This window comes from Flagellimonas cixiensis, assembly GCF_042134615.1.
GTDB lineage: Bacteria > Bacteroidota > Bacteroidia > Flavobacteriales > Flavobacteriaceae > Flagellimonas > Flagellimonas cixiensis.
This window is the reverse complement of sequence record NZ_CP169639.1, coordinates 2873758-2896803: the sequence shown is the minus strand read 5'-3', so window position 1 is coordinate 2896803 and position 23046 is coordinate 2873758. Positions and strand designations below refer to the sequence as shown.

Below are 23046 nucleotides of genomic sequence, written 5' to 3'. Positions count from 1 at the left end.
GGAGTTAGACAGTCTTCAAAGCTTAATGAAGACTGCCGATGATACTACTCAGGTAAAGTTATTACGATCCCAAAGTATTGCCATGCGATCTTTGGATGTGGAAAAATCCTTTGAGCTGATCCAACAAAGCATTGATAAAGCTAAAGAGATTGGTTATGCCCAAGGGGAAATCAACGGAATTTACACGCTAGCGTTAACCCATGGTATGACAAGTAACTATGTGGAATCACTTGATTATTTAAAGCAATGTCTAATATTAACTAAAGAACATGGGGATTTTGATACGCTAATCAATCTGTATAATACGTTTGGAATCATATACAAGCGAATCGGTGATTATCCAACAAGTCAGGAATATTACTTAGAAGGTTTAAAAATTGCAGATTCTGTTCAACACTATGAAGACGTTCATTATATATATGGAAATCTTGGCTTGTTATATGATAAAATGGACGAAGATGAAAAAGCAATTGAAAATTACCAAAAAGCCATTGAAAGTTACCAACGGGCTGTAGAAAATTATGGCAGAGCATATAGCGAAACGTTTAAATCTAGTATGTTTTCAGATATGGCAGAAATTGACCTTAAAAATCAAGATTATACTGCTGCCTTAGAAAAACTTTTACCGGCTGCCACCGTTTTTCAAAACAATAATAGCACTCTACAATTAAGCAAGGTTTATTCGAACATTGGACTTTGCTACTTAAACCTAAAACAGTGGGGGCTTTCAGAAGAATACCTGTTAAAATCCTTGCAGATAGCTTTAAATAATACCTTAAAACAGGAAATCGCGCAAGCTTATGGCAACCTAGCCAACCTCATGTTACAACAAAACAAGATGGAAAGTGCAGTATCCTATTCCAATAAAAACCTCGAAGCTCTAGAGGTTATGGGCGAATATGAGAACAAACAAAAAGCACATGATCTGGCTGCTCAAATACACGAACAAATTGGCAATTATGGCAAAGCCAATCAGCATCTAAAGCAAAGTATGGTGTACCAAGACAGCCTGCTCAACGAGACCAAGGTCAAAGAAATCCAGAACCTTCAAGTACTGCACGATGTATATGTAAAGGATCGCGAACTAAAGGAAAACGAACTCCAAATGGCGCTGTTGAATACTGAGATTTCTTTAAATAGCAAACGTATGGTTTACATGGCCATTATTTCAGTCCTTTTGCTCTTTTCGGCCAGTTTGTTGTATTTCAGATATCGCGGCAAGAAAAAGAGCAATGCCATTTTATTGGAAAAGAACATGTTGATATCGGAACAGAATGAAACGATCGCTACCATGAACAAGGAATTGGAAAAACGAATGCTCCGTGCCCAAATGAATCCGCATTTCATCTTCAACTCCTTGAACTCCATTCAATCCTTGATCCATGCCAACGATCGGGAAAATGCGCTCAACTACCTGTGTAAATTTTCCAGGCTCTTGCGCCAGGTGTTGGAAAGCTCCATCAACATTAGCCTGTTATTGAGCGAGGAAATCAAATTGCTAAAAATTTATGTGGAACTGGAAGCCCTACGTTTTGACAATAGTTTTACGTACGCTTTTCATATTGATGAACATTTGGATGTGGATGCCCATGAAGTGCCTATGCTGCTCGTGCAACCCTATATTGAAAATGCCATTATCCATGGCTTAATGCCCAAGGAAGGCCCCAAACAACTGAACCTGTACTTTAACGACAGCCCAGAATTTATCGAATGCATTATTGAAGATAATGGGGTTGGTATCATAGCTAAAAAGAGCCCTGGGCAAAGTGACAGAATCTCAAGGGGCATGTCGATTACCGAAAAAAGAATCGAGGCCCTTAGTAAATTCACCGACCTTGAGTTGGTTCACATTGAAAACCTGAACGATGGTTCCAAGACGGGAACCCGGGTTACCATTTTAATCCCGAAGGAATCAAATTAAACCCTCACAATGTTTGCGCCAATCGCTCTTAGTCTTTCATCGATATTTTCGTAACCACGATCAATTTGCTCTATGTTATGAATAGTGGATGTCCCTTTGGCAGAAAGTGCCGCAATTAAAAGCGATACTCCAGCCCTAATATCTGGCGACACCATTGTGGTGGCTTTTAAAGTAGATTTAAAATCATGACCAATCACCGTAGCTCGGTGTGGGTCGCAAAGAATAATTTTTGCTCCCATATCAATCAATTTATCTACAAAGAACAATCGGCTTTCGAACATTTTTTGGTGAATCAAAACTTCTCCCTTGGCCTGGGTGGCCACTACCAAAATAATGCTCAACAAATCGGGTGTTAAGCCTGGCCATGGTGCATCTGCGATAGTAAGTATGGATCCATCAATAAAATTCTGAATCTTGTACCCTTTATCGTGTTTGGGAATAAAAATATCATCACCTTTTCGCTCCACCGTAATCCCTAATTTTCTAAATACATTCGGAATCAACCCTAAATCGTCCCAGCTTACATTTTTAATGGTCAGTTCGCTTTGGGTCATGGCAGCCAGTCCAATCCAGCTTCCTATTTCAATCATGTCGGGCAACATGGTGTGCTCTGTTCCGCCCAAAGAATCTACTCCTTCTATGGTCAATAAATTGGACCCTATTCCTGTGATTTTAGCTCCCATTCGGTTGAGCATTTTGCACAATTGCTGCAAATAGGGTTCACAAGCTGCATTATAAATGGTCGTGGTGCCTTTGGCCAAAACTGCGGCCATCACAATATTGGCGGTTCCGGTTACCGAAGCTTCATCCAACAACATATAGGTTCCGGTAAGCTTTTCCGCTTCTACCCCATAAAAATGTTCTTCTTTGTTGTATCGGAACTTGGCTCCCAATTTTATAAATCCTTCAAAATGGGTATCGAGCCTTCTTCGTCCAATTTTATCACCTCCCGGTTTCGGAATATATCCTTTTCCAAATCTCGCCAACAACGGCCCTACCAACATAATGGAACCACGCAATCCCCTACCGTCTTGTTTAAACTGGTCAGACTGCAAATACTCCAAGTTGATGTCATCTGCCTTAAAAGTATAGGAGCCCTTGCCCTTCTTTTGGATTTTAACGCCCAAATCTTCCAATAAGGCAATCAGTTTATTCACATCGACAATGTCGGGAATATTGTTTATGGTAATTTTTTCTTCTGAAAGTAATACTGCGCAAAGAATCTGTAACGCTTCATTCTTTGCCCCTTGGGGTGTTATGCTACCGTGAAGTTGGTGTCCACCCTCAATACGAAATGTACCCATGTATTTCTTTGGAGTTTAATATCTTTTTTTGCGACCTCTTTGTCCACCTTTTTTATTCGTGCTTCTATTGGTCTTGGATAATCTGTTTTTTAAGAATTGTCCGCTTTCGGTCAAGTTTTCACCGTCTTTGGCCAAATCGATTTGACCATCACTCAATTCTTTTAAGTGACCAAAAATCACCACGTCTTCCACCGTATCCTTGTTCCAGTTCAAGTAACATTTTTTCATGTGGTTGGCAATGGCAAACTCCAATCCAGAACGCATATCGCCTTTTTCCCATTTTACGGCCACATCAATCATTCGTTTGATATTGTTTCCGTAGAATCTGTATTTCGGGTGGTTTTGAGGATATCCCAATGGTTCTGGACGCTGTTGCAATACTTCTTTGGAAGTGATGGGGAATGGTGAATCCACATCCAATTTAAAATCGGACATGATAAACAACTGATCCCATAGTTTGTGCTGAAAATCGGGAACATCGCGCAAGTGCGGTTGAAGGTTTCCCATGACGCTGATGATGGCCTTGGCCACTTTATTGCGCTCACTGCGGTCTTCAATGGCTACAGCATGGTCTACCATTTTTTGAAAATGACGACCGTACTCTGGAATAAAAAGCTTTGGACGCTCTGTATTGTATTCTATATTTTCTACTGAGTTCAAACTAAATGAATTATGAAGATTAATTAATGGGAAGTATTTCCATTAACGTATGCAAATTAATAAAATTATGGCAAATCAAGGCTTTACAGTGAAATTACACCTTCCACTACGGATACTTCCTTATACTTTTCGATGACCGCATCGGGACTTTTTAAATTTACCGTAATGGACAAACTGGTGTAGGTGCCCTTTTTTGATTTTTTGGATTCGATAACCGCTCCAGTATTATTAAAGATTTCATGGATTTGGGCTATGCGCTTATCATCGGTCGGTACAATGAATTTGTACAGGTAATCGGAAGGCCAACTGTTGTTTTCCAACAACTGCTCCTTTAACCTGGCATAAAACTCCTCTGAATTGCCCTTTTCCATGCTTCAATTTTCTACAAATATATGGCTTAGTGCACAATTTTTTTTACTTCTGGCTATTTCATTACTTTGTAGTGTTAAATTAATGTGTTTGGGCAAGAGCAAAGTTGTTATTACGGGTGCACCTGGAACTGGAAAAACTTCCATTGTAAAAGTATTGGAAGAACAGGGACATACCTGTTATCATGAAATTATTCGTGATATGACCTTGAAAGAAAAGTCAAAGGGAAATTCAGAAGAATTCATTTCAAATCCTTTGGTCTTTGCAGATGATGCCATGCAGTTCAATAAAGATTTATTGCTGGGAAGAACGGCACAGTACCTTAATGCTTTAAAAAGCTTTGAACCCATAAGTTTTTTTGATAGAGGTATTCCCGACGTGTTGGCCTATATGGATTTCTTTGACCAACAGTACGATGAGGAGTTTGAACAACCTTGTAAATTGCACCGGTACGACATTGTTTTTATTGTGCCACCTTGGAAAGATATTTATGTTTCGGACAATGAAAGGCTGGAAACTTTTGAAGAGGCCGAGCATTTGCATCACGCCTTGGTGAACACGTATACCCAATTTGGCTATAACCCCATCGAAGTGCCAAAAGATACGGTCCTTAATCGGATTGATTTTATTTTGGAAACACTTAAAAATCCTTAGTGCGAAAAGAGACAACTTCTATTTTAAGGGAATTCTGGGGTCATGATGATTTTCGGGGATCCCAAAAAAACATCATCGATAGCATATTATCGGGAAAGGATGTATTGGCCTTAATGCCCACGGGTGGGGGCAAATCTATCTGCTACCAAGTGCCCGCATTGGCCAACGAAGGTATTTGTATTGTGGTATCCCCTTTGGTGGCCCTAATTCAAGACCAAGTAAGCCAACTTAAAAAACGTAACATTAAAGCCGTTGCGCTCACCGGTGGTATTTCATTTGAGGAGCTTAACAATAGACTGGATAATTGCCTGTATGGCAACTACAAGTTTTTATATCTCTCGCCAGAACGTCTGCAGCAAAGTATGGTGCAAGAGCGCATACAACAAATGAACGTGAACCTTATTGCCATTGACGAAGCCCACTGTATTTCGCAATGGGGCAACGATTTTAGACCCGCTTATTTGGGTTGTGCCTTATTGAGGGAGCTTATCCCCAATGTACCTATTATTGCTTTGACCGCTACCGCCACCCCACGTGTTGTGAAAGACATATTGGAAAATTTAAAATTGGAGCAGGCAACTATCTTTAAGGATTCCTTTTTGCGTTCTAATATTATATTTAAGGTAAAGCATACCGAAGACAAACTGTATCAGCTTAAAAAGTACCTAACAAAAATAGATGGCAGCGGCATTGTCTATGTCCGTTCCCGAAAAGCTTCGATGGCCATTGCCAATTATTTAAATGAAAATGGTTTTTCAGCCTCTTTTTTTCATGGTGGCATTCCAAAATCAGAAAAGGAGAAAAAACTGAATCAATGGCTCGTTGGAAAAGTACGGGTAATGGTGGCCACCAATGCTTTTGGTATGGGAGTGGACAAGCCCGATGTTCGGTTGGTGGTGCACTACCAAATTGCAGATAGTCTGGAAAGCTACTTTCAAGAAGCAGGTAGAGCTGGAAGAGACGGGCAACCTTCCTCTGCCATTATTTTAACCTCCAAAGAAGATGAAGAACGGGCCAAGCAACAGTTTTTATCTGCTTTGCCCGATGTAAGTTTTGTAAAAACGGTGTACTCCAAACTCAACAATCACTTTCAAATTTCGTATGGAGAATTGATTGGGGAACCGTTGGCCTTTAAATTCAATGAGTTTTGCAAACATTATAATTTTAACCCCAACATGACATTCAATGCCTTGCGCATGTTGGACCAGAACTCAGTACTTTCCCTTTCTGAAAATTTTAAGGAGAAAACCACACTTCAATTTGTGGTTTCTAAATCTGTAATCTTTGATTACCTGGATAAAAATAGAAGAACAGCCCCCATTATTCAAACCATTTTACGCACTTATGGGGGGATTATGGAATATCAAACCCCTATAAATTTGGATTTGCTTTCAAAAAAAACAGGGGAAAGCGAAGTCAACCTCAAAAAAATTCTGGAGCAATTGTTGGCCGATGGCATCGTGGAGTATCAAAACAATACCAGTGATTTGGAAATCACCTTTTTGGTGCCCCGGGAAGATGACCACACCATTAACCCGTTTGCCAATAAAATAAAGGAGCTCAATGCCGTAAAACAAAACAATATGGCAGCCATGCTGGGGTACATCAAAAACAAAAAGATGTGCCGCAATGTGTATTTGTTGAATTATTTCGGTGAAAAAAATGCAGAAAAGTGCGGTACCTGCGATATTTGCACCAAAAAGAGCAAGCAAGTTTCTCCTCATCAACTTGAACAACGTATTTTGGAACTGTTGGCCATTGGTCCGCATTCCTCTCGCAAATTGGAAAAGGTGACCGGAGCAGATGAAAAAGACTTGCTCCAAACATTGCAACGACTGCTTGAAGATGAGGTCGTAACCTTAAATTTTAAAAATGAGTACATCAAAAAATAACCCCCTTCGAATCGTATTTATGGGCACCCCAGATTTTGCCGTGGGGAGCTTGAAGCAACTTTTGGAAGCCAATTTTAATGTGGTTGGGGTAATTACTGCTCCAGACAGACCTGCAGGTCGTGGCCGTAAAGTTCAAGAATCTGCGGTAAAACAATTTGCTGTTGCGCATAATTTAAAAATATTGCAGCCTACCAATCTTAAAGATGATGATTTTTTAAAGGAATTAGAAAGCTTAAATGCCAATGTACAGGTTGTGGTCGCTTTTAGGATGTTACCCAAAGTGGTTTGGCAAATGCCCGAATTTGGCACCTTTAATCTTCATGCTTCCCTCCTGCCCCAATATCGTGGTGCAGCCCCAATTAATTGGGCCATTATAAATGGTGAAACGGAAACGGGCGTGACCACCTTTTTTATTGATGAGAAAATTGATACTGGAAATATCATCCTGCAACAAACCGAAAAAATACTTCCAGAAGATAACGTGGGTACGCTACACGACCGGTTGATGGAAATAGGAGCAACGTTGGTGGTGGAAACTTGCAAACAGATTGAGAAAGGTACAATTACCCTAAAAGCACAACAAGAAAGCTCTGATTTAAAAGCAGCACCCAAAATTCATAAGGACACCTGTAAAATTGACTGGACGGGTTCTCTATCTCAAATTCAAAACCATATTCGTGGTTTGAGTCCTTACCCTGGTGCTTGGTGCCATATGGTGAATGGGGACAAGGAAGAACAGATTAAAATATTTGCTACTGAAATAGAGCAGCTCAACCACAACTACAACGTTGGAAAGCTGGTGATGGATAAAAAAACACTAAAAGTTGCCGTAGAAAATGGCTTTATTGTATTGTTAGAACTTCAGCTTCCGGGTAAACGTAGAATGAAGGTACATGAAGTTTTGAACGGCTTAAATTTGGATAGTGAGGCTTATCTTCGCTAAGCCCTTGCTATGATTGGGCTAGCTAAATCTTGTCATTTTTTTCCGACTTTATCAACAAACGTTTCAAGTTATCAACAAAAAGCCCTATTTCCCTTGGTTTTACTTGCGTGAGACGCAAATCCATATAAATTTGTTCAGCATTAAAATTATATTAACAACAATTAATTTAATTCCATTATGAACAAAACAGAATTAATCGATGCTATGGCAGCTGATGCTGGCATCACTAAAGCAGCAGCTAAAAAAGCATTGGAATCTTTCTTGGGAAATGTAGAAGGAACCCTTAAAAAAGGAGACAGAGTTTCTTTGGTAGGTTTCGGTTCTTGGTCAGTTTCTAAAAGAAGCGCCAGAGAAGGTAGAAACCCACAAACTGGTCAAACCATCAAAATTGCAGCTAAGAACGTAGTAAAGTTCAAAGCAGGAGCTGAATTGAGCGGTGCAGTAAACTAATCAATTTGTTATTTAATATATAAAAGCACTCCTTTTAGGGGTGCTTTTTTAGTTGAAATAAGGTCCTTGTTTTTTGTATATGTGGATTATTGTGCTAAATTTAAGAACAAGAAACCTATGATTATGGTGAGCTACGAGCCAAAAAAGGGAAATTTGCTTGTTGCGGAACCTTCGTTAACCGGAGATGTTTCCTTCAACAGATCCGTGGTACTTATCGCCGAACACAACCATGAAGGTTCGGTTGGATTTATCCTGAACAAACCTTTGGATTACACCATTTGTGATCTGGTTTCTGAAATCACTATTCCTTTTCAAGTTTTTAATGGCGGTCCTGTGGAGCAGGACAATCTTTACTTTATCCATAAAGTACCTCACTTGATTGAGAACAGTATTGAAATATCCGATGGAATATTTTGGGGCGGAAATTTCGAAAAAACCGTGGAACTCATCAACAGCGGAACCATTTCACAACAAGATATCCGATTCTTTTTAGGATATTCTGGCTGGGGTTCCCAACAGCTGGACCAGGAATTATCCTCGAAATCATGGGTAGTGGTACAAAACGAGTACGAAAGCAGTATTCTTGAAAAATCTGCCAATGCTTTCTGGAAAGAAAAAATGGTGGAATTAGGAGGCGACTACTTGCTTTGGTCCAATGCTCCTGAAAACCCTTCGCTTAATTAAGCTGCGAAATTCTCGCTTTGGCATTTAATTTACCTACCAAACTTTTGGCAACAGTATTTCCGAAAACCTTTTTTCTGTATTTACTTATAGATTGAATACCCTGAACGGTATTTGTAATGAACAATTCATCAGCCTTTTGGAGTTCAAAGGGAGAAATGGATGCTTCTTGGAGTTCCAATCCTTCAGTTGAAGAAATTATTTCCATTAATTTTTTTCGAACAATACCGTCCAAACAACCATCACCTAAAGGTGGGGTTTTTATTACGCCATCCTTCACCAAAAATAAATTTCCGTTAATGGCCTCCACTACTTGCTTCTCATTGTTTACCAACAAGCAATTGGCATATCCATTTTCTTTAGCAAAGACACTGGCCACCACATTCAAAACTTTATTGGAAGTTTTAAGGTTGCTCAACATATCTTTGTTCACATAAAAATCCTTGAAAAGCTCCACTTCATAATCGGCATCTTCCAAAATATAGAATGGAGAATCCAAAGCAGTGGTTTCAATAAGGTAAGAAACATTATTGGTCGCAGGGGTGTACAAGCCACCATCGTTCCTAAAAACTGTAAGTCGAATTCTAGCGGAGCTATCTTCCAACTTATTGGCCTTGATGGTATTCTTAATTTCTTCTTCCAAGAATTCCAAGGTAAACTCCATAGGAATTTCCATACGAAGAATTCGCATGGATGCCATTAATCTAAAATAATGGTCCTCCCAGAAAAACACGGTTCCATTCACATAGCGAACTGTTTCAAAAAGGGCATCACCATATTTGAGTCCGCGATTATTGGAAGTTAGCAGTGTTGAATCTTCAGTAAAAAGTGCTCCGTTAAAATTAACCATGAAAAAAGTCCCGTTTTTTAGCGGAACAAAGATACGGCTTACTAGATAATTGGTCTAGGTGGAACCCAAAACTTGCTTTAAATCGGATACTTGGTTTTCCCAAAGCATTTTAGCTTCGTCTACCTCGTCATCCTCAGCAAAATCTGTTATAAAAAGAGATACATCTTTGGTTATTTCATCTACGATAATACGCATTTCAAAAAATGAACCGTCTTCATTCTCCTCCCAGGCAAACTTTACAAATTCCTCGCTTTTTCTTTTCAGCATTTTGGCTTTTTCCTCGGCACCATCCCAAATAAAAGTAAACATTTCGCCTCGCGAATTTACATTGTCGGCATACCATTCGGACAGGCCTGATGGGGTGGCAATATATTGGTAGAGCAACTGAGGGGAAGCGTGGATAACAAACTCCAGTTCAAATTTAGTCTTATCACTCATGTTAGCGTTCTTTAAATCCTTTTCGACATTTATATAATTTGGGAAGATAAAAAAATAAATATCAAATAATAAATTAATAATGAATTTTGATTCAGCGAAAATTTAAACATATATTTGCACCCGCTTAGCAAAAATCATGGCGAGGTAGCTCAGCTGGTTAGAGCGTCGGATTCATAACCCGGAGGCCGGGGGTTCAAGTCCCCCTCTCGCTACTAAACAACCCGTATTCTAAAGGATATGGGTTTTTTTGTGCTTAGAAAGTTAGGAGTTACTTAAACTTCTTCTTTAAATTGTCCTGGCAGGGTGTATGAGTTAAAAAATAAAACCAGCTCTGGTCACTTTGGACCTACAAAGATGTCTTTAAGGTACTATATTAAAGTTACAAACAATCAATATCTACAATGAAAATAAGTTCTAGCTCTGGAAAAGGAAATTTTAAGTTGACCAAGGATAAAGAAGAAATTTGTGAATTGATTTACAACAATTGGTTTTCGGGAAAAGCCACAACGGTTTTGAAAGGAAATAAGATTGAAATCAAACCAAAAAACATTTGGACCAGTAGCGTTGAAATTCACAAAAACGAAAGTAAAATAGGTGACATTACGTTCAACCTAAAAGGCCAAATGGTTATTCGGTTGTCCAAACCGGATGGCGAAGAGTTTAACTATGTGATGAAAAACAAGGCCAAGTGGACCTTAAAGTTTGACGTTTTTGATGCATCAAATGAGCTTCAGTTTTCCTTAAACTCCGTAAACAAATGGACCAAATTAAATTACGACTACGATATTGAAATGGAAAGGGAAAACCCTGAATTTGATATGGAAGAATTGGCCTTGTATTGCGGGTATGCAGCCAATTTATATTTGGCTATAGTTAGTGCAGTTTGATATATTAATAATAAGGTAACTCCCCATCTATAAATTCTTCGGTAGATATTAAATTACCGTCAATATCGTAATGTTTTAGCGTACCATTTCCATTGACCAATGTTCCTTTGTCCATTCTATTCCCTTTCCCATCAAAACAAGAAATGACATCCATTAGCTTACCCTTTTGAAATAATATACGTTGGCGTAATTGTCCGTTTGTATGGTAAAATGACCACTCTCCATCCATCTTATCTTCTATAATGGAACCTTCTGAATCCAACACTCCATTATCAAAATAATATTTAAATTCTCCAAAGGCACTTCCGTCACGGTAAGTTCCAACTTCTTCTAATTCGCCATTGGGATGGAACTTCTTATAAGGCCCTTCCATTCTAAATTGAACATAGTTTATTATCTCTTTTTCCTTTCCATTTTCGTAATAAGACTTCCACTCCCCTTCCCGATCTCCCAAACTGTAAGCTCCGATTTCCTTTAAAACTCCAGAACCGTAATATTTTTTCCAAATGCCTTGCTCCTCATCATCAACATAATTCCCAACTAAAATCAATTGTCCATTATCATCATATTCCTTGTAAAGACCGTTCGGTTTCCCATTTTCATATGACTTAATTTCTGCCAGTTCCCCATTTTCATGGTATGTCTTCATTTCTCCAACTGGTTGGCCACGCTCTAGATTCACTGTTAACTCCAGTTGACCACTCCTATAATACTTTTTCCATAATCCGACAGGGACTCCATCTTCCAACATCCCAACTTCATTCAATTCACCGGTGTCGTAATAGGATTTACTTTCTTGCGCATGAAGAATGGAACTTAATACAAGAAAAAGGGTAAATAAAAAATGCTTCATAATTGGGAGGTTAATTGGTTTTAAAAATTGGTCAATTCAAAAACGATAAAAATCCGAAGAAAGTATACACCTAATTAGGGTAACAGTACTTCTTTTCAAATCAACATATAACGTCACCTTTAAATGATAAATGTTAATCGAGGTATTTAAAACCATTTTATTCTTATTTTAATGGCTAATTCCCTCCTTTACAGTTTTATATTGTTAAAAACCAAATAACTGACCACAGCATGATCGGAATTTTAGCACTGCTTTCCCTTTCTTGGTTGCTTTTACATTTTATTCAAAAGACAAACATTCTTGCCTTGGGATTTCTTCCCATAGCCAAGAGACTTAAACAATTTTTAACTGGATTTTTACTTAGTTCTATACTTTGTGTTCTGGTTCAGTACCAAGAGGCATTTTTAAAATCAGCAACCTGGACATTGAACAACAATATCACGGGAGGCCTTGTTTTAAGTTCTTTTTGGTGGGATGTTAAATCGGTACTTACCGAGGAACTCGTTTTTAGAGGTGCTCTTTTGTTTATACTCATCCAAAGAATAGGTTCACAAAAAAGCATCTTGATTTCGGCCATTACATTCGGAATATATCACTGGTTCTCCTACGGTGTTTTAGGAAATGTTATGGCGATGATCTTTGTTTTTTTAGGAACAGGTTTGATGGGATTCGCTTGGGCCTGGGCATATTCAAAAACCAAATCTATCTTGTTGCCTTTTGGACTTCATTTGGGATGGAATTTTACCTACAACACTATATTTTCGAAAGGACCGCTCGGTGAAATGGTCCTTATCTCAAAAGGCGGAACCGAACTAGCGGATTTTATTTCCTTGTGGAATTTTTTAAGTGGATTGGTCTTTGTTCCAATCCTTGTATTACTTTTTGTGGGGTATTTTGTGAGGAATGAATCTTGATCCAATTTATTGAAAAAAAAGAATTGATGGCAGCTACCTCAACACTTGTTTCAACACTAATTCAAAAATATATTGATATATTTATAAAACACTAATTATCAATACTATAATTTCCATGAAAAAGTGCAATCTCCTCTTTTTTTTACTGCTAATTATTCATGTAGGATATGGACAAAATTATAATGCCCATTTTGAGTATGAAAAGCTGAATCCAACAGCAGTGATTGTGGAAAACCGACCAGTAGATTCGCTTATTCAAATGGAAAAAGTAGTGCTTGACGGTTTCGATACCAAAATCCTTTTTTATCATTTTATAACCAAAAAGAATTTTGAAAACAGATATGCCATTTTAATGCATGGCCTTGGCGGAAACAAAGATTATTGGGTCAATCCTTCTTTGCCTTATTTACAATATACCCAAAACCTGACTTCAATAAAAGATTCACTGTTGCAAATGGGATTCAACATTGTAGTCATAGATGCAAAATATCATGGGGAAAGGTCCTACGAATTAAATTTTAGAAATCCGGGTTCCTTACCCCCGATGCGTTCAAAAAATGTAGAAGATGCCCAAACTTTGTATGATTTATATGCATCGAGTGTCAAAGAAGTTCGGTTGATCATGGATTACCTTGAAGAACGATTCCCAAGTCAAAATATCAAATTTAATTTAATAGGCTATAGTATGGGAGGAGCCCTATCGTTGATATTAAACAATGTTGACCCCAGAATCCATTGCGTGGTAGCCTGCGTACCTCCAATGTCTAGACCCTATTCTGAAATTGCCGAACTTAATTGGTCACAGGAAATATCGGAAAAATTAAAGGCCATCAGTCCACTTTATAGCATCACCGCCCAAAAAGCACCCGTAGCTATGTTAATGGGTAATTCTGATTTTTTTATCCCCGAAAATGAGGCAAATACTTTTTATAACAACTTAACATTGGAAAATAAGAAACTGAAGTTTTACGATTCTGGGCATGAATTACCCAATTCTTATATGGAAGATGTACTCCAATGGATAAAAGCACACAATTAATTTAAGTTCTTCTATTTAATCAAATGATTATCGGTTGTTCGATATCAAACTTTTTGGTTTTATTCCGCAATATTTTTTTCCTAACTTCAGAAAATAAAACCAACCTTCAAATGAATTATATTAAAAAGTTAGGACCTGCCAACTTGCTAATGCTTATTCTATGCGCTTTGATTATTCTGGTCGCAGAATTTCTTTTCTTAACTGGCGATACGGAACATGGTCTTTTTGTGGGCCTTTGGGCACCAACTCTTTTAGGTGTAATGATTTACCTTAAACTTGTGGAAAATGACAGCAAATGAAATCGTTTTATGGTTTTCCATTATTGTTATTGTATTGGTGATCATTTGGGCCATTCTTATGATACGGGCATACGATAAGGCAGCGAATAGGAAGTAACTAATTATAGGTTACTATTTCTGTAGTTTTTCTGTTTTGCGAACACTCAATTTTCGTAATTACCCCTACATTTAAGGTACCATGAAAAACACCATTTCCGAACGTATTGCCGACTTTCTTAAAAACTATCCTCCCTTTAATGCGATGGAGGCAAAACAACTGGAGCAACTATCCTTGGAGGTGGTTATTATCCACAAAGAGACCAACACCATTGTTTTTTCCCAGAATGAAAATCCCCACCCTCATTTTTACGTAGTGAACAAGGGGGCCGTAGCCCTGTCCAAAGCTGGTCAAAGTCACATTCTGGATATTTGTGATGAAGGTGATGTATTCGGATTACGTCCACTCTTGGCCAACGAAAGCTATAAACTCGAAGCAAAGGCCTACGAAGAAACCATACTTTACGCCATTCCCATCAAGGATTTTAAGCCCTTGGCCCTTGAAAACAAACGCATCGGAAACTTTTTGATTGAAAGCTTTGCTTCCAACACGGGAAACCCCTACTCCATTAAACATCGTGGCAAATTATATGGCGGAAGTGAAGAAGCCGACCAATATTCCACCAATAAAATATTGGACCTTCAACCCATAAAATATTCCACCGACCTTATCACCTGCAAAGAAGGGACTAAAATCAAGACCATTGCAGATAAAATGACCAAGCATAACGTGAGCAGTATTTTGGTGGAAAAAGACAATCTACCGGTAGGAATTATTACCGATAAAGACCTTAGAAAAAAAGTGGCCACTGGGCTATTTCCCATCACGGCAACAGCCAAATCCATTATGTCATCCCCCATTATTACCTATCCAAAAGAATTGACCTTGGCACAATCGCAAATGGCCATGATGAAAAGCAATATCAGTCATTTGATTCTTACGGAAGATGGTACCACGGATACCAAATCGGTCGGAATTTTATCCAAACACGATATTATGGTGGCTGTCGGGAACAACCCTGCTGTACTCCTTCGAGCCATTAAAAGGGCCAACGATGCCAAAAGACTGCGTGGTATCCGACACAGCATCATGAACTTATTACAAGGGTATTTGGACCAAAACATTCCTTTGGGGTTGGTCTCCAAAATCATTTCGGAACTTAACGATGCCTCTACCAAGCAAGTGGTAGAAATTGCCTTGTCCAAAATGGAAGAAGAACCACCTGTAAAGTTTACTTGGTTGAGCATGGGGAGTCAAGGACGAGGGGAACAATTACTTAATACTGATCAGGACAATGCCATTATTTTTGAAGATGTTCCAGAAGAAAAATTAGAAGAAACCCGAAGCTATTTTTTAAAATTGGGGGAACGCATTTCGAAAATGCTCAACACCATTGGTTTTGAATATTGTCCGGCAGACATGATGGCTTCCAACCGCTCTTGGTGTCATAGTTTGAGTGAATGGAAAAACGTTACTGCCCATTGGATTCACAATCCGGGACCCGATGAGATTTTGTTATCCTCCATCTTTTTTGATTACAATGTGACCTACGGTGAAAAAGCACTTGCCGATGAATTGTCACACAGTATTTTTGATCACGCCAACCACTATCCCCAATTCTTTACCCATTTGGCCAGCGGAGCACTTCAAAATCCTTCTCCATCTGGATTTTTCAGGGATTTTTTGGTAGAGCAAGATGGTGAACACAAAGATTTTTTCGATTTAAAACTACGGGCACTTATGCCGATTATCGATGCTGCTCGGGTACTGATTCTGTCCCATTCCATCAAATCCATCAACAATACCGCGGAACGCTACGAAAAGTTGGCCGAATTGGAACCCAACAACAAAGAACTGTATCTAGCTTGCTCCTATGCGAGTAAGGCACTGCTGAAGTTTAGAACCCGACAAGGATTATTACATAACGATTCGGGCAGATATATTGCTTTGGACAAATTAAATAAGGAAGAAAAAATAAAACTAAAACGAACCTTCAAAACTTTAAAGGACATCCAATCCTTGATTGAAATAAGGTTCCAAGTTAAAAACCTATTGCGCTAATGTGGCCGTTTACCAAAAAAAAGCAATTGGAGCTTCCTGATTTTTGGTGGGAGTACGAGGAACATTTCAAGGAAAAACTCCCTGAGGCTGTTAAGGATAACACTTTTGTGGTGTTGGATACGGAAACAACAGGTTTTAGTTTAACTCGGGATAGGATGCTCTGCATGGGTGCTCTCAAATTATTGAACGACCATATTGTGGTAAAAGACAGTTTTGAAATCTATATTCAACAAGAACATTACGATTCGGAAAGTGCAGAAATACACGGTATCCTGAATAAAAGTAAACGTGATTTGGTTTCAGAGCTCGATGCCTTAAAGCAATTTTTAGTCTATGCAAAAAACCATGTATTGGTTGGGCATCATGTCATGTTCGATATCAATATGATTAATGCAGCCTTAAAAAGAAACGGACTGCCCAAGCTGAAAAACAAAACTTTGGATACAGAGTCACTTTACATCCGAACTCTCTTAATTTCAACCGTAGTTCAAAAAAAAGAACGCTACTCTCTTGATGATTTGGCCAAAAAGTTCAGCATTTCCAGAAAAGATAGACATACCGCCCTGGGTGATGCCTTTATTACCGCGATTGCTTTTTTGCGGACCATGGAGAAGTTAAAGCCACAACAATTAAAGGACCTCCTCAGATAAGAAGGTCCTTTTTCTTTTAATAACCAAAATCCATTTATAAGCTTTCCTTCATAATGGTCTCTACCACTTCCGGATTTAATAAAGTGGAGGTGTCACCCAAATTACTGGTGTCTTTGGAAGCTATTTTTCTCAAAATTCTTCTCATGATCTTTCCACTACGGGTCTTTGGAAGACCGGGGACAAACTGAATCTTATCCAACTTGGCAATAGGTCCAATATGTTCTGTGATCAATTGGTTGATCTCTTTACTCAAGTTCTCTCGGTTACGTGTTTCACCTGTTTCTTTAAGAATGATATAACCGTAAAGCGCATTTCCTTTAATATCGTGAGGGAAACCAACAATGGCAGATTCAGCTACCGCCGGATGCTCATTAATGGCATCTTCAATTGGTGCAGTACCCAAATTGTGTCCGGAAACAATAATCACATCATCCACTCTACCTGTGATTCGGTAATAGCCTACCTCATCACGTAAGGCTCCATCACCTGTGAAGTACATATTATCAAAAGCAGAAAAATAAGTTTCTTTATAACGTTGGTGATTGCCCCAAATGGTTCTGGCGATCGATGGCCAAGGAAATTTGATACACAAACGTCCATCCACTTGGTTTCCTTTGATTTCCTTGCCATTTTCGTCCATAAGTGCAGGTTGGATACCTGGCATCGGTAAGGTGGCATAGGTTGGTTTTGTTGGTGTGGAAAATGGAATTGGAGAAATCAGGATTCCGCCTGTCTCCGTTTGCCACCAAGTATCCACAATGGGGCATTTTTTCTCCCCTACGTGGTCGTTATACCAGTGCCAAGCCTCCTCATTGATAGGTTCTCCTACAGTTCCTAAAACTTTTAGAGAGGTTAAATTGAATTGGGTCACAAATTCCAAATTCTCTTTGGCCAACGCACGAATCGCAGTTGGTGCCGTATAAAATTGGGTTACTTGATGTTTCTGAACCACTTCCCAGAATCTACCAAAATCTGGATAAGAAGGTACTCCCTCGAACATCACTGTGGTTGCGCCATTGGCCAGAGGCCCATAAACTATGTACGAATGTCCTGTAATCCATCCTATATCTGCTGTACACCAATACACATCTTCTTCACGGTATTGAAACACATTTTTAAACGTATAGGCCGTGTACACCATATATCCACCCGTTGTATGTACCATCCCTTTGGGGCGACCTGTAGATCCCGAAGTGTAGAGAATAAATAAAGGATCCTCAGAATCCATAACTTCAGGCACACAATCGGAATAGGCTTTATCCAATAGCGGTTGAATCCATTTATCCCGACCTTCTTTCATGTTTACCTCCATTCCGGTTCTTTTTGTCACCAAAACGGTCTTTACATCTGGGCAATCTTCCAAGGCATCATCCACAATCCCTTTTAGGTCGATAGTTTTACTTCCCCTAAAGGAACCGTCTGAGGTTAAAACCGTGGTTGCACCACAGTCGTTGATTCGCGTGGACAAAGCAGTAGATGAAAATCCTGCGAAAACCACCGAATGAATAGCGCCTATTCTGGCACAGGCCAAAAGTGCAATTGCCAAATCTGGAATCATGTGTAAATAAATAACGACTCTATCACCTTTTTTAACGCCTTGATCTTTCAATACATTGGCATACTTGCAAACTCGTTCATGAAGTTGGTTGTAGGTGATATGTTCGGCATCCTCATTTGGGTCGTTCGGTTCAAAAAGAATAGCGGTCTTATCCCCACGAATTCTAAGGTGACGGTCGATACAGTTTTCTGTGATGTTCAATTTTGCTCCCTTGAACCAACTGATCTCAGGTTTAGAAAAATCCCATTCCAATACCGAATCCCATTTTTTACGCCATTGGAAGTGTTCTTCAGCTACTTCTTCCCAAAATCCTTCGGGGTTTCTCACGGATTTTCGATACACCTGAAAATACTCCTCCAAGTGCTTAATATGATAATTACTCATTATGTTTAATTAAATTTTAGGCTGCCTTAAAAATAAGGAAAAAGGAACCCAATTCACAGTCATTTTAATGATCTATTGCATCACCTGCCCCACTTGGAACCCGAATGTTTTCAACAATTTCTTGCACTTCTTCGGGAGGTTCTGGAGTAAACATGTTTACTAGAATGGCGACAATAAAATTAACCAGCATGGCAATGGTGCCAAACCCTTCGGGCGACACCCCGAACCACCAACTATCTTGAAGACCAGCTACCGCATCTTTTCCTCCATCAAAAATTCCAAATTTGAATTTTAGCATGTAGAAAAGCATTAGGCAAAGCCCTACGATCATCCCAGAAATAGCCCCTTTGCTGTTCATCTTTTTATAAAAGATTCCAAGGATAATTGCCGGAAAAAAGGAAGCAGCCGCCAAACCAAAGGCCAAGGCCACCACCGCTGCCACAAATCCAGGTGGATTAATTCCGAAGTAACCTGCAATAACCACAGCAACTGCAGCCGAAAGTCTGGCTGCCCAAAGCTCTCCTTTTTCGGAAAGGTCTGGTTTAAGTACATTCTTGATTAAATCGTGGGAAACGGAAGAAGAAATGACCAACAATAAACCGGCAGCAGTAGATAGCGCTGCAGCAAGCCCACCAGCAGCAATTAATCCAATTACCCATGCAGGTAGGTTGGCAATTTCTGGGTTGGCCAACACCATTATGTCTCGGTCTACGGTCAACTCATTTATTTCTGGCGAGGCTACGTATTGAATTTTTCCATCACCGTTTTTATCCTCATGACCTATTAATCCTGTTTTTTCCCATCGACTGAACCATTCTGGCATTTTATCGTATTCTTTGCCGCTGACGGTTTCAATGAGGTTGGTTCTGGCAAAAACAGCCACAGCAGGTGCGGTTGTATAGAGAATGGCAATGAACAACAATGCCAAACCAGCAGATTTTCTGGCATCTCGTACTCTTTTTACTGTAAAAAAACGGACGATGACGTGAGGCAAACCTGCTGTACCCACCATCAAAGCAAGAGTAATGGCAAAAACATCGACCAAACTCTTGGAGCCGTCGGTGTATTCTGAAAAACCTAGTTCGGTAGATAGACCATCCAATTTATCTAGGAGATAGGTTCCTGAGCTATCGGACAATGTGCTTCCAAATCCTAATTGTGGTACTGGATTTCCTGTCATTTGAATTGAAATAAAGATGGCAGGCACCATAAAGGCAAAAATCAACACGCAATACTGTGCCACTTGGGTATAGGTAATACCTTTCATTCCCCCGAGAACAGCATAGAACAATACGATGACCATTCCTATAACCACGCCTGTATTGATGTCAACTTCGAGGTATCTGGAAAATACGATTCCAACTCCTCGCATTTGTCCGGCCACATAGGTAAAGGAAACAATCAATGCACAGATGACAGCCACGACCCGTGCCGTTTTGGAATAGTAACGTTCTCCAATAAAATCAGGTACGGTAAACTTTCCGAATTTTCTAAGGTAAGGTGCCAATAGCAACGCCAAGAGTACATAACCCCCCGTCCATCCCATTAAATATACGGCGCCATCGTACCCAGCAAAAGAAATAATCCCCGCCATGGAAATAAAGGAGGCCGCCGACATCCAATCAGCTGCCGTGGCCATTCCGTTGGCCAATGGGGAAACACCTCCCCCTGCCACATAAAATTCTTTGGTTGATCCCGCTCTTGACCAGATTGCGATTCCTATATAAAGACCAAAAGACAGCGCGACCAAAACATAGGTCCAAATTTGAACATCACTCATATTAAAGTTTTCAATGATTGGTTAATCTTCGTTGTAGCCGTACTTTTTGTCCAATTTGTTCATTAGACGTACATACACAAAAATGAGGATGACAAACACATAAATTGATCCCTGTTGCGCAAACCAAAACCCTAGCTTAAAACCACCGATACGGATATTGTTCAGTGCATCTTTAAAAAGAATTCCAGCTCCAAAAGAGACCAAGAACCAGATGACCAATAAAAAGAACAAGTATCTTATATTCTCTTTCCAATAGGCAGTGGCCTTTTTTTGTTTTTCAGACATGGTTTGGCAATTTGTTTAGTTGATATTGTTTGTGCACCGTCAATATATCAAATTAGTTCTAAACAAATGTCACCAAAATTGTAATAAAAAAAGGGAATTGATAAAATTCCCTTTAGTTTATTGGTCAGTCCATAAATACTGGTGGTTATTTTGCCAAATAATCGGTTACATTGGCAAAAATTCGTTCTTGAAGGTTAGAAATATCACTTTTCACGAATTTCTCCCCTGTGATATTCTCAAACAATTCAATATATCGGTTGGATACAGATGCAATGTATTCATCGGACATTTCGGGAACGCTTTGTCCTTCCAATCCTTGAAATCCATTTGAAATTAACCATTGTCTCACAAATTCTTTGGAAAGTTGTTTCTGAGCCTCACCTTTCTTCTGACGCTCTTCATAACCTTCCGCATAAAAATATCGTGATGAATCTGGTGTATGGATTTCGTCGATCAATACAATTTTCCCATCCTTTGTTTTTCCAAATTCGTATTTGGTATCCACCAAAATAAGTCCTCGTTTGGCGGCTATTTCAGTTCCTCTCTGGAATAGCGCATGGGTATATTTTTCCAAAACTTCATAATCTTCCTTGGAAACAATACCTCTTTTTAAAATATCTTCTTTGGAAATATCTTCGTCGTGGTCACCTTTCTCCGCTTTGGTTGCTGGAGTAATAATAGGTGCTGGAAACTTATCATTCTCTTGCATCCCCTCGGGCATAGGAACACCGCAAAGCAATCTTTTACCCGCTTTGTATTCACGTGCGGCATGGCCGGACATATAGCCCCTAATCACCATTTCCACCTTAAAAGGTTCACAGGCTTTTCCAACCGCAACATTGGGGTCTGGGGTGGCCATTAACCAGTTGGGGACAATATCCTCGGTATCTTTCATCATTTTGGTGGCAATTTGATTTAGGATTTGCCCTTTATAAGGTATTCCCTTAGGCATCACAACATCAAAAGCGGATAGGCGGTCGGTGGCCACCATCACCAAAACATCATTCTCTAGTGTATATACTTCCCGTACTTTTCCTTTGTAAACAGATTTCTGCCCTGGAAAATTAAAATCTGTGGACATCAATGTATTCATTCCCATGTTTTAGAATTGATTTTGATGCTCAATATTCTTGTATGCGTCAATTACTTTTTTCACCAATTTGTGTCGAATCACATCTTTATCATCCAAATAAATAATACTGATGCCATCCACATTTTTTAAGATAAGAAGGGCTTCCTTAAGCCCAGAAATTACCCTGCGCGGTAAATCAATTTGCCCCGGGTCACCCGTCAATAAAAACTTGGCGTTTTTCCCCATCCGGGTCAAAAACATTTTCATTTGGGCATGAGTAGTGTTCTGTGCCTCATCCAAAATCACAAAAGCGTTGTCCAAAGTACGACCGCGCATAAAAGCCATAGGTGCAATCTGAATGGTGCCGTCCTCAATATATTTTTCCAATTTTTCAGCTGGAATCATATCTCGCAATGCATCATAAAGAGGTTGCATATAAGGATCTAATTTCTCTTTTAAATCCCCTGGAAGAAAACCAAGGTTCTCCCCTGCTTCTACCGCTGGGCGGGTCAAGATAATTCGCCTAACCTGCTTCTCTTTCAAGGCTTTAACGGCCAAAGCTACTCCAGTGTACGTTTTGCCTGTTCCTGCCGGACCAATGGCAAAGACCATGTCGTCCTTGCTACAGGCATCCACAAGTCTACGTTGGTTTGCGGTTTGTGCCTTGATCAAACGGCCACTTACTCCGTGTACCAAAACATCGCCGCTACTTTTGGAAGAAGTATAATCTTCCTTGCTGGTACTCGTAAGTATTCGCTCGATCATGTTTTCGTCCAATTTGTTGTATTTGGCAAATTGACCGGTGAGTTCGTCGAATCGTTTATCGAACTCCTCTAGAAGCTCTTCATCTCCGAAAACCTTAATTTTGTTGCCCCGGGCTACAATCTTTAATTTTGGAAAGTACTTTTTCAGCAGCTCAATGTTGGCATTTTGCTGTCCGAAGAATTCCTGGGGGCTTATTTCCGTAAGTTCAATTACAAGTTCGTTCAAATAAAGTGAGGTGTTACAGTTATTTTTGAAGAATTATATTCTTTCTTTTTTAACTAATTTTACCAAACAAACTTA

22 protein-coding genes and 1 tRNA gene are annotated in these 23046 nt (G+C 39.4%); 12 read left to right on the top strand and 11 right to left on the bottom strand.

The window, feature by feature from the left end:
* The first annotated feature begins 25 nt into the window (after positions 1–25).
* Positions 26–1921 carry a tetratricopeptide repeat protein gene (locus ABT310_RS12830; protein ID WP_375324284.1) on the top strand — a complete coding sequence of 632 codons (1896 nt, stop codon included), beginning with the start codon at positions 26–28 and terminating at the stop codon, positions 1919–1921.
* Here ABT310_RS12830 and murA read toward each other — a convergent pair.
* The 3 genes from murA to ABT310_RS12815 all read right to left on the bottom strand — a co-directional run bounded on the left by murA (position 1918) and on the right by ABT310_RS12815 (position 4256).
* Entirely contained in the window at positions 1918–3225 is a 1308-nt protein-coding gene (gene murA / locus ABT310_RS12825; RefSeq protein WP_375324283.1) for a UDP-N-acetylglucosamine 1-carboxyvinyltransferase, read from the bottom strand. The two genes, ABT310_RS12830 and murA, sit on opposite strands and share 4 nt — an antisense overlap.
* Before the next feature lie 15 nt (positions 3226–3240).
* Positions 3241–3885 (bottom strand): DUF4290 domain-containing protein, encoded by a 645-nt coding sequence (locus ABT310_RS12820; protein ID WP_375324282.1) that lies wholly within the window; start codon positions 3883–3885, stop codon positions 3241–3243.
* A gap of 83 nt (positions 3886–3968) precedes the next feature.
* Entirely contained in the window at positions 3969–4256 is a 288-nt protein-coding gene (locus ABT310_RS12815; protein WP_375324281.1) for a DUF493 family protein, read from the bottom strand.
* A gap of 88 nt (positions 4257–4344) precedes the next feature.
* Here ABT310_RS12815 and ABT310_RS12810 point away from each other — a divergent pair, with 88 nt between their 5' ends.
* The 5 genes from ABT310_RS12810 (at position 4345) to ABT310_RS12790 (ending at position 8877) form a co-directional block, all read left to right on the top strand.
* Positions 4345–4908 (top strand): AAA family ATPase, encoded by a 564-nt coding sequence (locus tag ABT310_RS12810; protein WP_375324280.1) that lies wholly within the window; start codon positions 4345–4347, stop codon positions 4906–4908.
* Positions 4908–6800: an ATP-dependent DNA helicase RecQ gene (locus ABT310_RS12805; RefSeq protein ID WP_375324279.1), complete on the top strand. Its 1893-nt coding sequence runs from the start codon at positions 4908–4910 to the stop codon at positions 6798–6800. Before ABT310_RS12810 ends, ABT310_RS12805 begins: the two co-directional genes overlap by 1 nt.
* A complete protein-coding gene (gene fmt / locus ABT310_RS12800) occupies positions 6781–7743 on the top strand; it encodes a methionyl-tRNA formyltransferase (RefSeq protein WP_375324278.1) in 963 nt (320 codons plus the stop codon). The genes ABT310_RS12805 and fmt overlap by 20 nt, the downstream gene beginning before the upstream one ends.
* 177 nt (positions 7744–7920) lie before the next feature.
* Positions 7921–8193 carry an HU family DNA-binding protein gene (locus ABT310_RS12795; RefSeq protein ID WP_375324277.1) on the top strand — a complete coding sequence of 91 codons (273 nt, stop codon included), beginning with the start codon at positions 7921–7923 and terminating at the stop codon, positions 8191–8193.
* Between the two features lie 123 nt (positions 8194–8316).
* Positions 8317–8877 (top strand): YqgE/AlgH family protein, encoded by a 561-nt coding sequence (locus tag ABT310_RS12790; protein ID WP_375324276.1) that lies wholly within the window; start codon positions 8317–8319, stop codon positions 8875–8877.
* On the opposite strand, the gene ABT310_RS12785 is transcribed toward ABT310_RS12790, so the two are convergent.
* Positions 8870–9724 (bottom strand): aminotransferase class IV, encoded by an 855-nt coding sequence (locus tag ABT310_RS12785; RefSeq protein WP_375324275.1) that lies wholly within the window; start codon positions 9722–9724, stop codon positions 8870–8872. The genes ABT310_RS12790 and ABT310_RS12785 overlap by 8 nt on opposite strands.
* 54 nt (positions 9725–9778) lie before the next feature.
* The gene (locus tag ABT310_RS12780; RefSeq protein ID WP_375324274.1) at positions 9779–10162 is read right to left on the bottom strand and encodes an START-like domain-containing protein; all 384 of its coding nucleotides are present in this window, start codon (positions 10160–10162) and stop codon (positions 9779–9781) included.
* Positions 10163–10300: 138 nt separating this feature from the next.
* On the opposite strand from ABT310_RS12780, the gene ABT310_RS12775 reads away from it, so the two are divergent.
* A tRNA-Met gene (locus ABT310_RS12775) sits at positions 10301–10374 on the top strand.
* 189 nt (positions 10375–10563) lie between these two features.
* Positions 10564–11049, top strand: coding sequence for an aminotransferase (locus ABT310_RS12770; protein WP_375324273.1), 486 nt, complete (start codon positions 10564–10566; stop codon positions 11047–11049).
* A gap of 4 nt (positions 11050–11053) precedes the next feature.
* On the opposite strand, the gene ABT310_RS12765 is transcribed toward ABT310_RS12770, so the two are convergent.
* A complete protein-coding gene (locus ABT310_RS12765; protein ID WP_375324272.1) occupies positions 11054–11902 on the bottom strand; it encodes a hypothetical protein in 849 nt (282 codons plus the stop codon).
* Between the two features lie 230 nt (positions 11903–12132).
* Between ABT310_RS12765 and ABT310_RS12760 the strand changes: the two genes are divergently transcribed.
* The 4 genes from ABT310_RS12760 (at position 12133) to ABT310_RS12745 (ending at position 16902) form a co-directional block, all read left to right on the top strand.
* Positions 12133–12816, top strand: coding sequence for a CPBP family intramembrane glutamic endopeptidase (locus ABT310_RS12760; RefSeq protein WP_375324271.1), 684 nt, complete (start codon positions 12133–12135; stop codon positions 12814–12816).
* Positions 12817–12931: 115 nt separating this feature from the next.
* Positions 12932–13855, top strand: coding sequence for an alpha/beta hydrolase family protein (locus ABT310_RS12755; protein WP_375324270.1), 924 nt, complete (start codon positions 12932–12934; stop codon positions 13853–13855).
* 477 nt (positions 13856–14332) lie between these two features.
* A complete protein-coding gene (locus ABT310_RS12750) occupies positions 14333–16252 on the top strand; it encodes a DUF294 nucleotidyltransferase-like domain-containing protein (RefSeq protein ID WP_375324269.1) in 1920 nt (639 codons plus the stop codon).
* On the top strand, positions 16252–16902 hold the full coding sequence (locus tag ABT310_RS12745) for a PolC-type DNA polymerase III (protein ID WP_375324268.1): 651 nt from the start codon (positions 16252–16254) through the stop codon (positions 16900–16902). The genes ABT310_RS12750 and ABT310_RS12745 overlap by 1 nt, the downstream gene beginning before the upstream one ends.
* A gap of 34 nt (positions 16903–16936) precedes the next feature.
* Here the strand turns inward: ABT310_RS12745 and acs are convergent, their stop codons facing one another.
* From acs to ABT310_RS12720, 5 genes are all read right to left on the bottom strand, one after another.
* On the bottom strand, positions 16937–18844 hold the full coding sequence (acs, locus tag ABT310_RS12740) for an acetate--CoA ligase (RefSeq protein WP_375324267.1): 1908 nt from the start codon (positions 18842–18844) through the stop codon (positions 16937–16939).
* A gap of 64 nt (positions 18845–18908) precedes the next feature.
* A complete protein-coding gene (locus tag ABT310_RS12735; RefSeq protein WP_375324266.1) occupies positions 18909–20624 on the bottom strand; it encodes a sodium:solute symporter family protein in 1716 nt (571 codons plus the stop codon).
* Between the two features lie 21 nt (positions 20625–20645).
* The gene (locus ABT310_RS12730) at positions 20646–20909 is read right to left on the bottom strand and encodes a DUF4212 domain-containing protein (RefSeq protein WP_375324265.1); all 264 of its coding nucleotides are present in this window, start codon (positions 20907–20909) and stop codon (positions 20646–20648) included.
* Between the two features lie 145 nt (positions 20910–21054).
* Positions 21055–22002: a phosphoribosylaminoimidazolesuccinocarboxamide synthase gene (locus ABT310_RS12725; protein ID WP_375326188.1), complete on the bottom strand. Its 948-nt coding sequence runs from the start codon at positions 22000–22002 to the stop codon at positions 21055–21057.
* Positions 22003–22011: 9 nt separating this feature from the next.
* Positions 22012–22971, bottom strand: coding sequence for a PhoH family protein (locus ABT310_RS12720; RefSeq protein WP_375324264.1), 960 nt, complete (start codon positions 22969–22971; stop codon positions 22012–22014).
* Positions 22972–23046 lie beyond the last annotated feature (75 nt).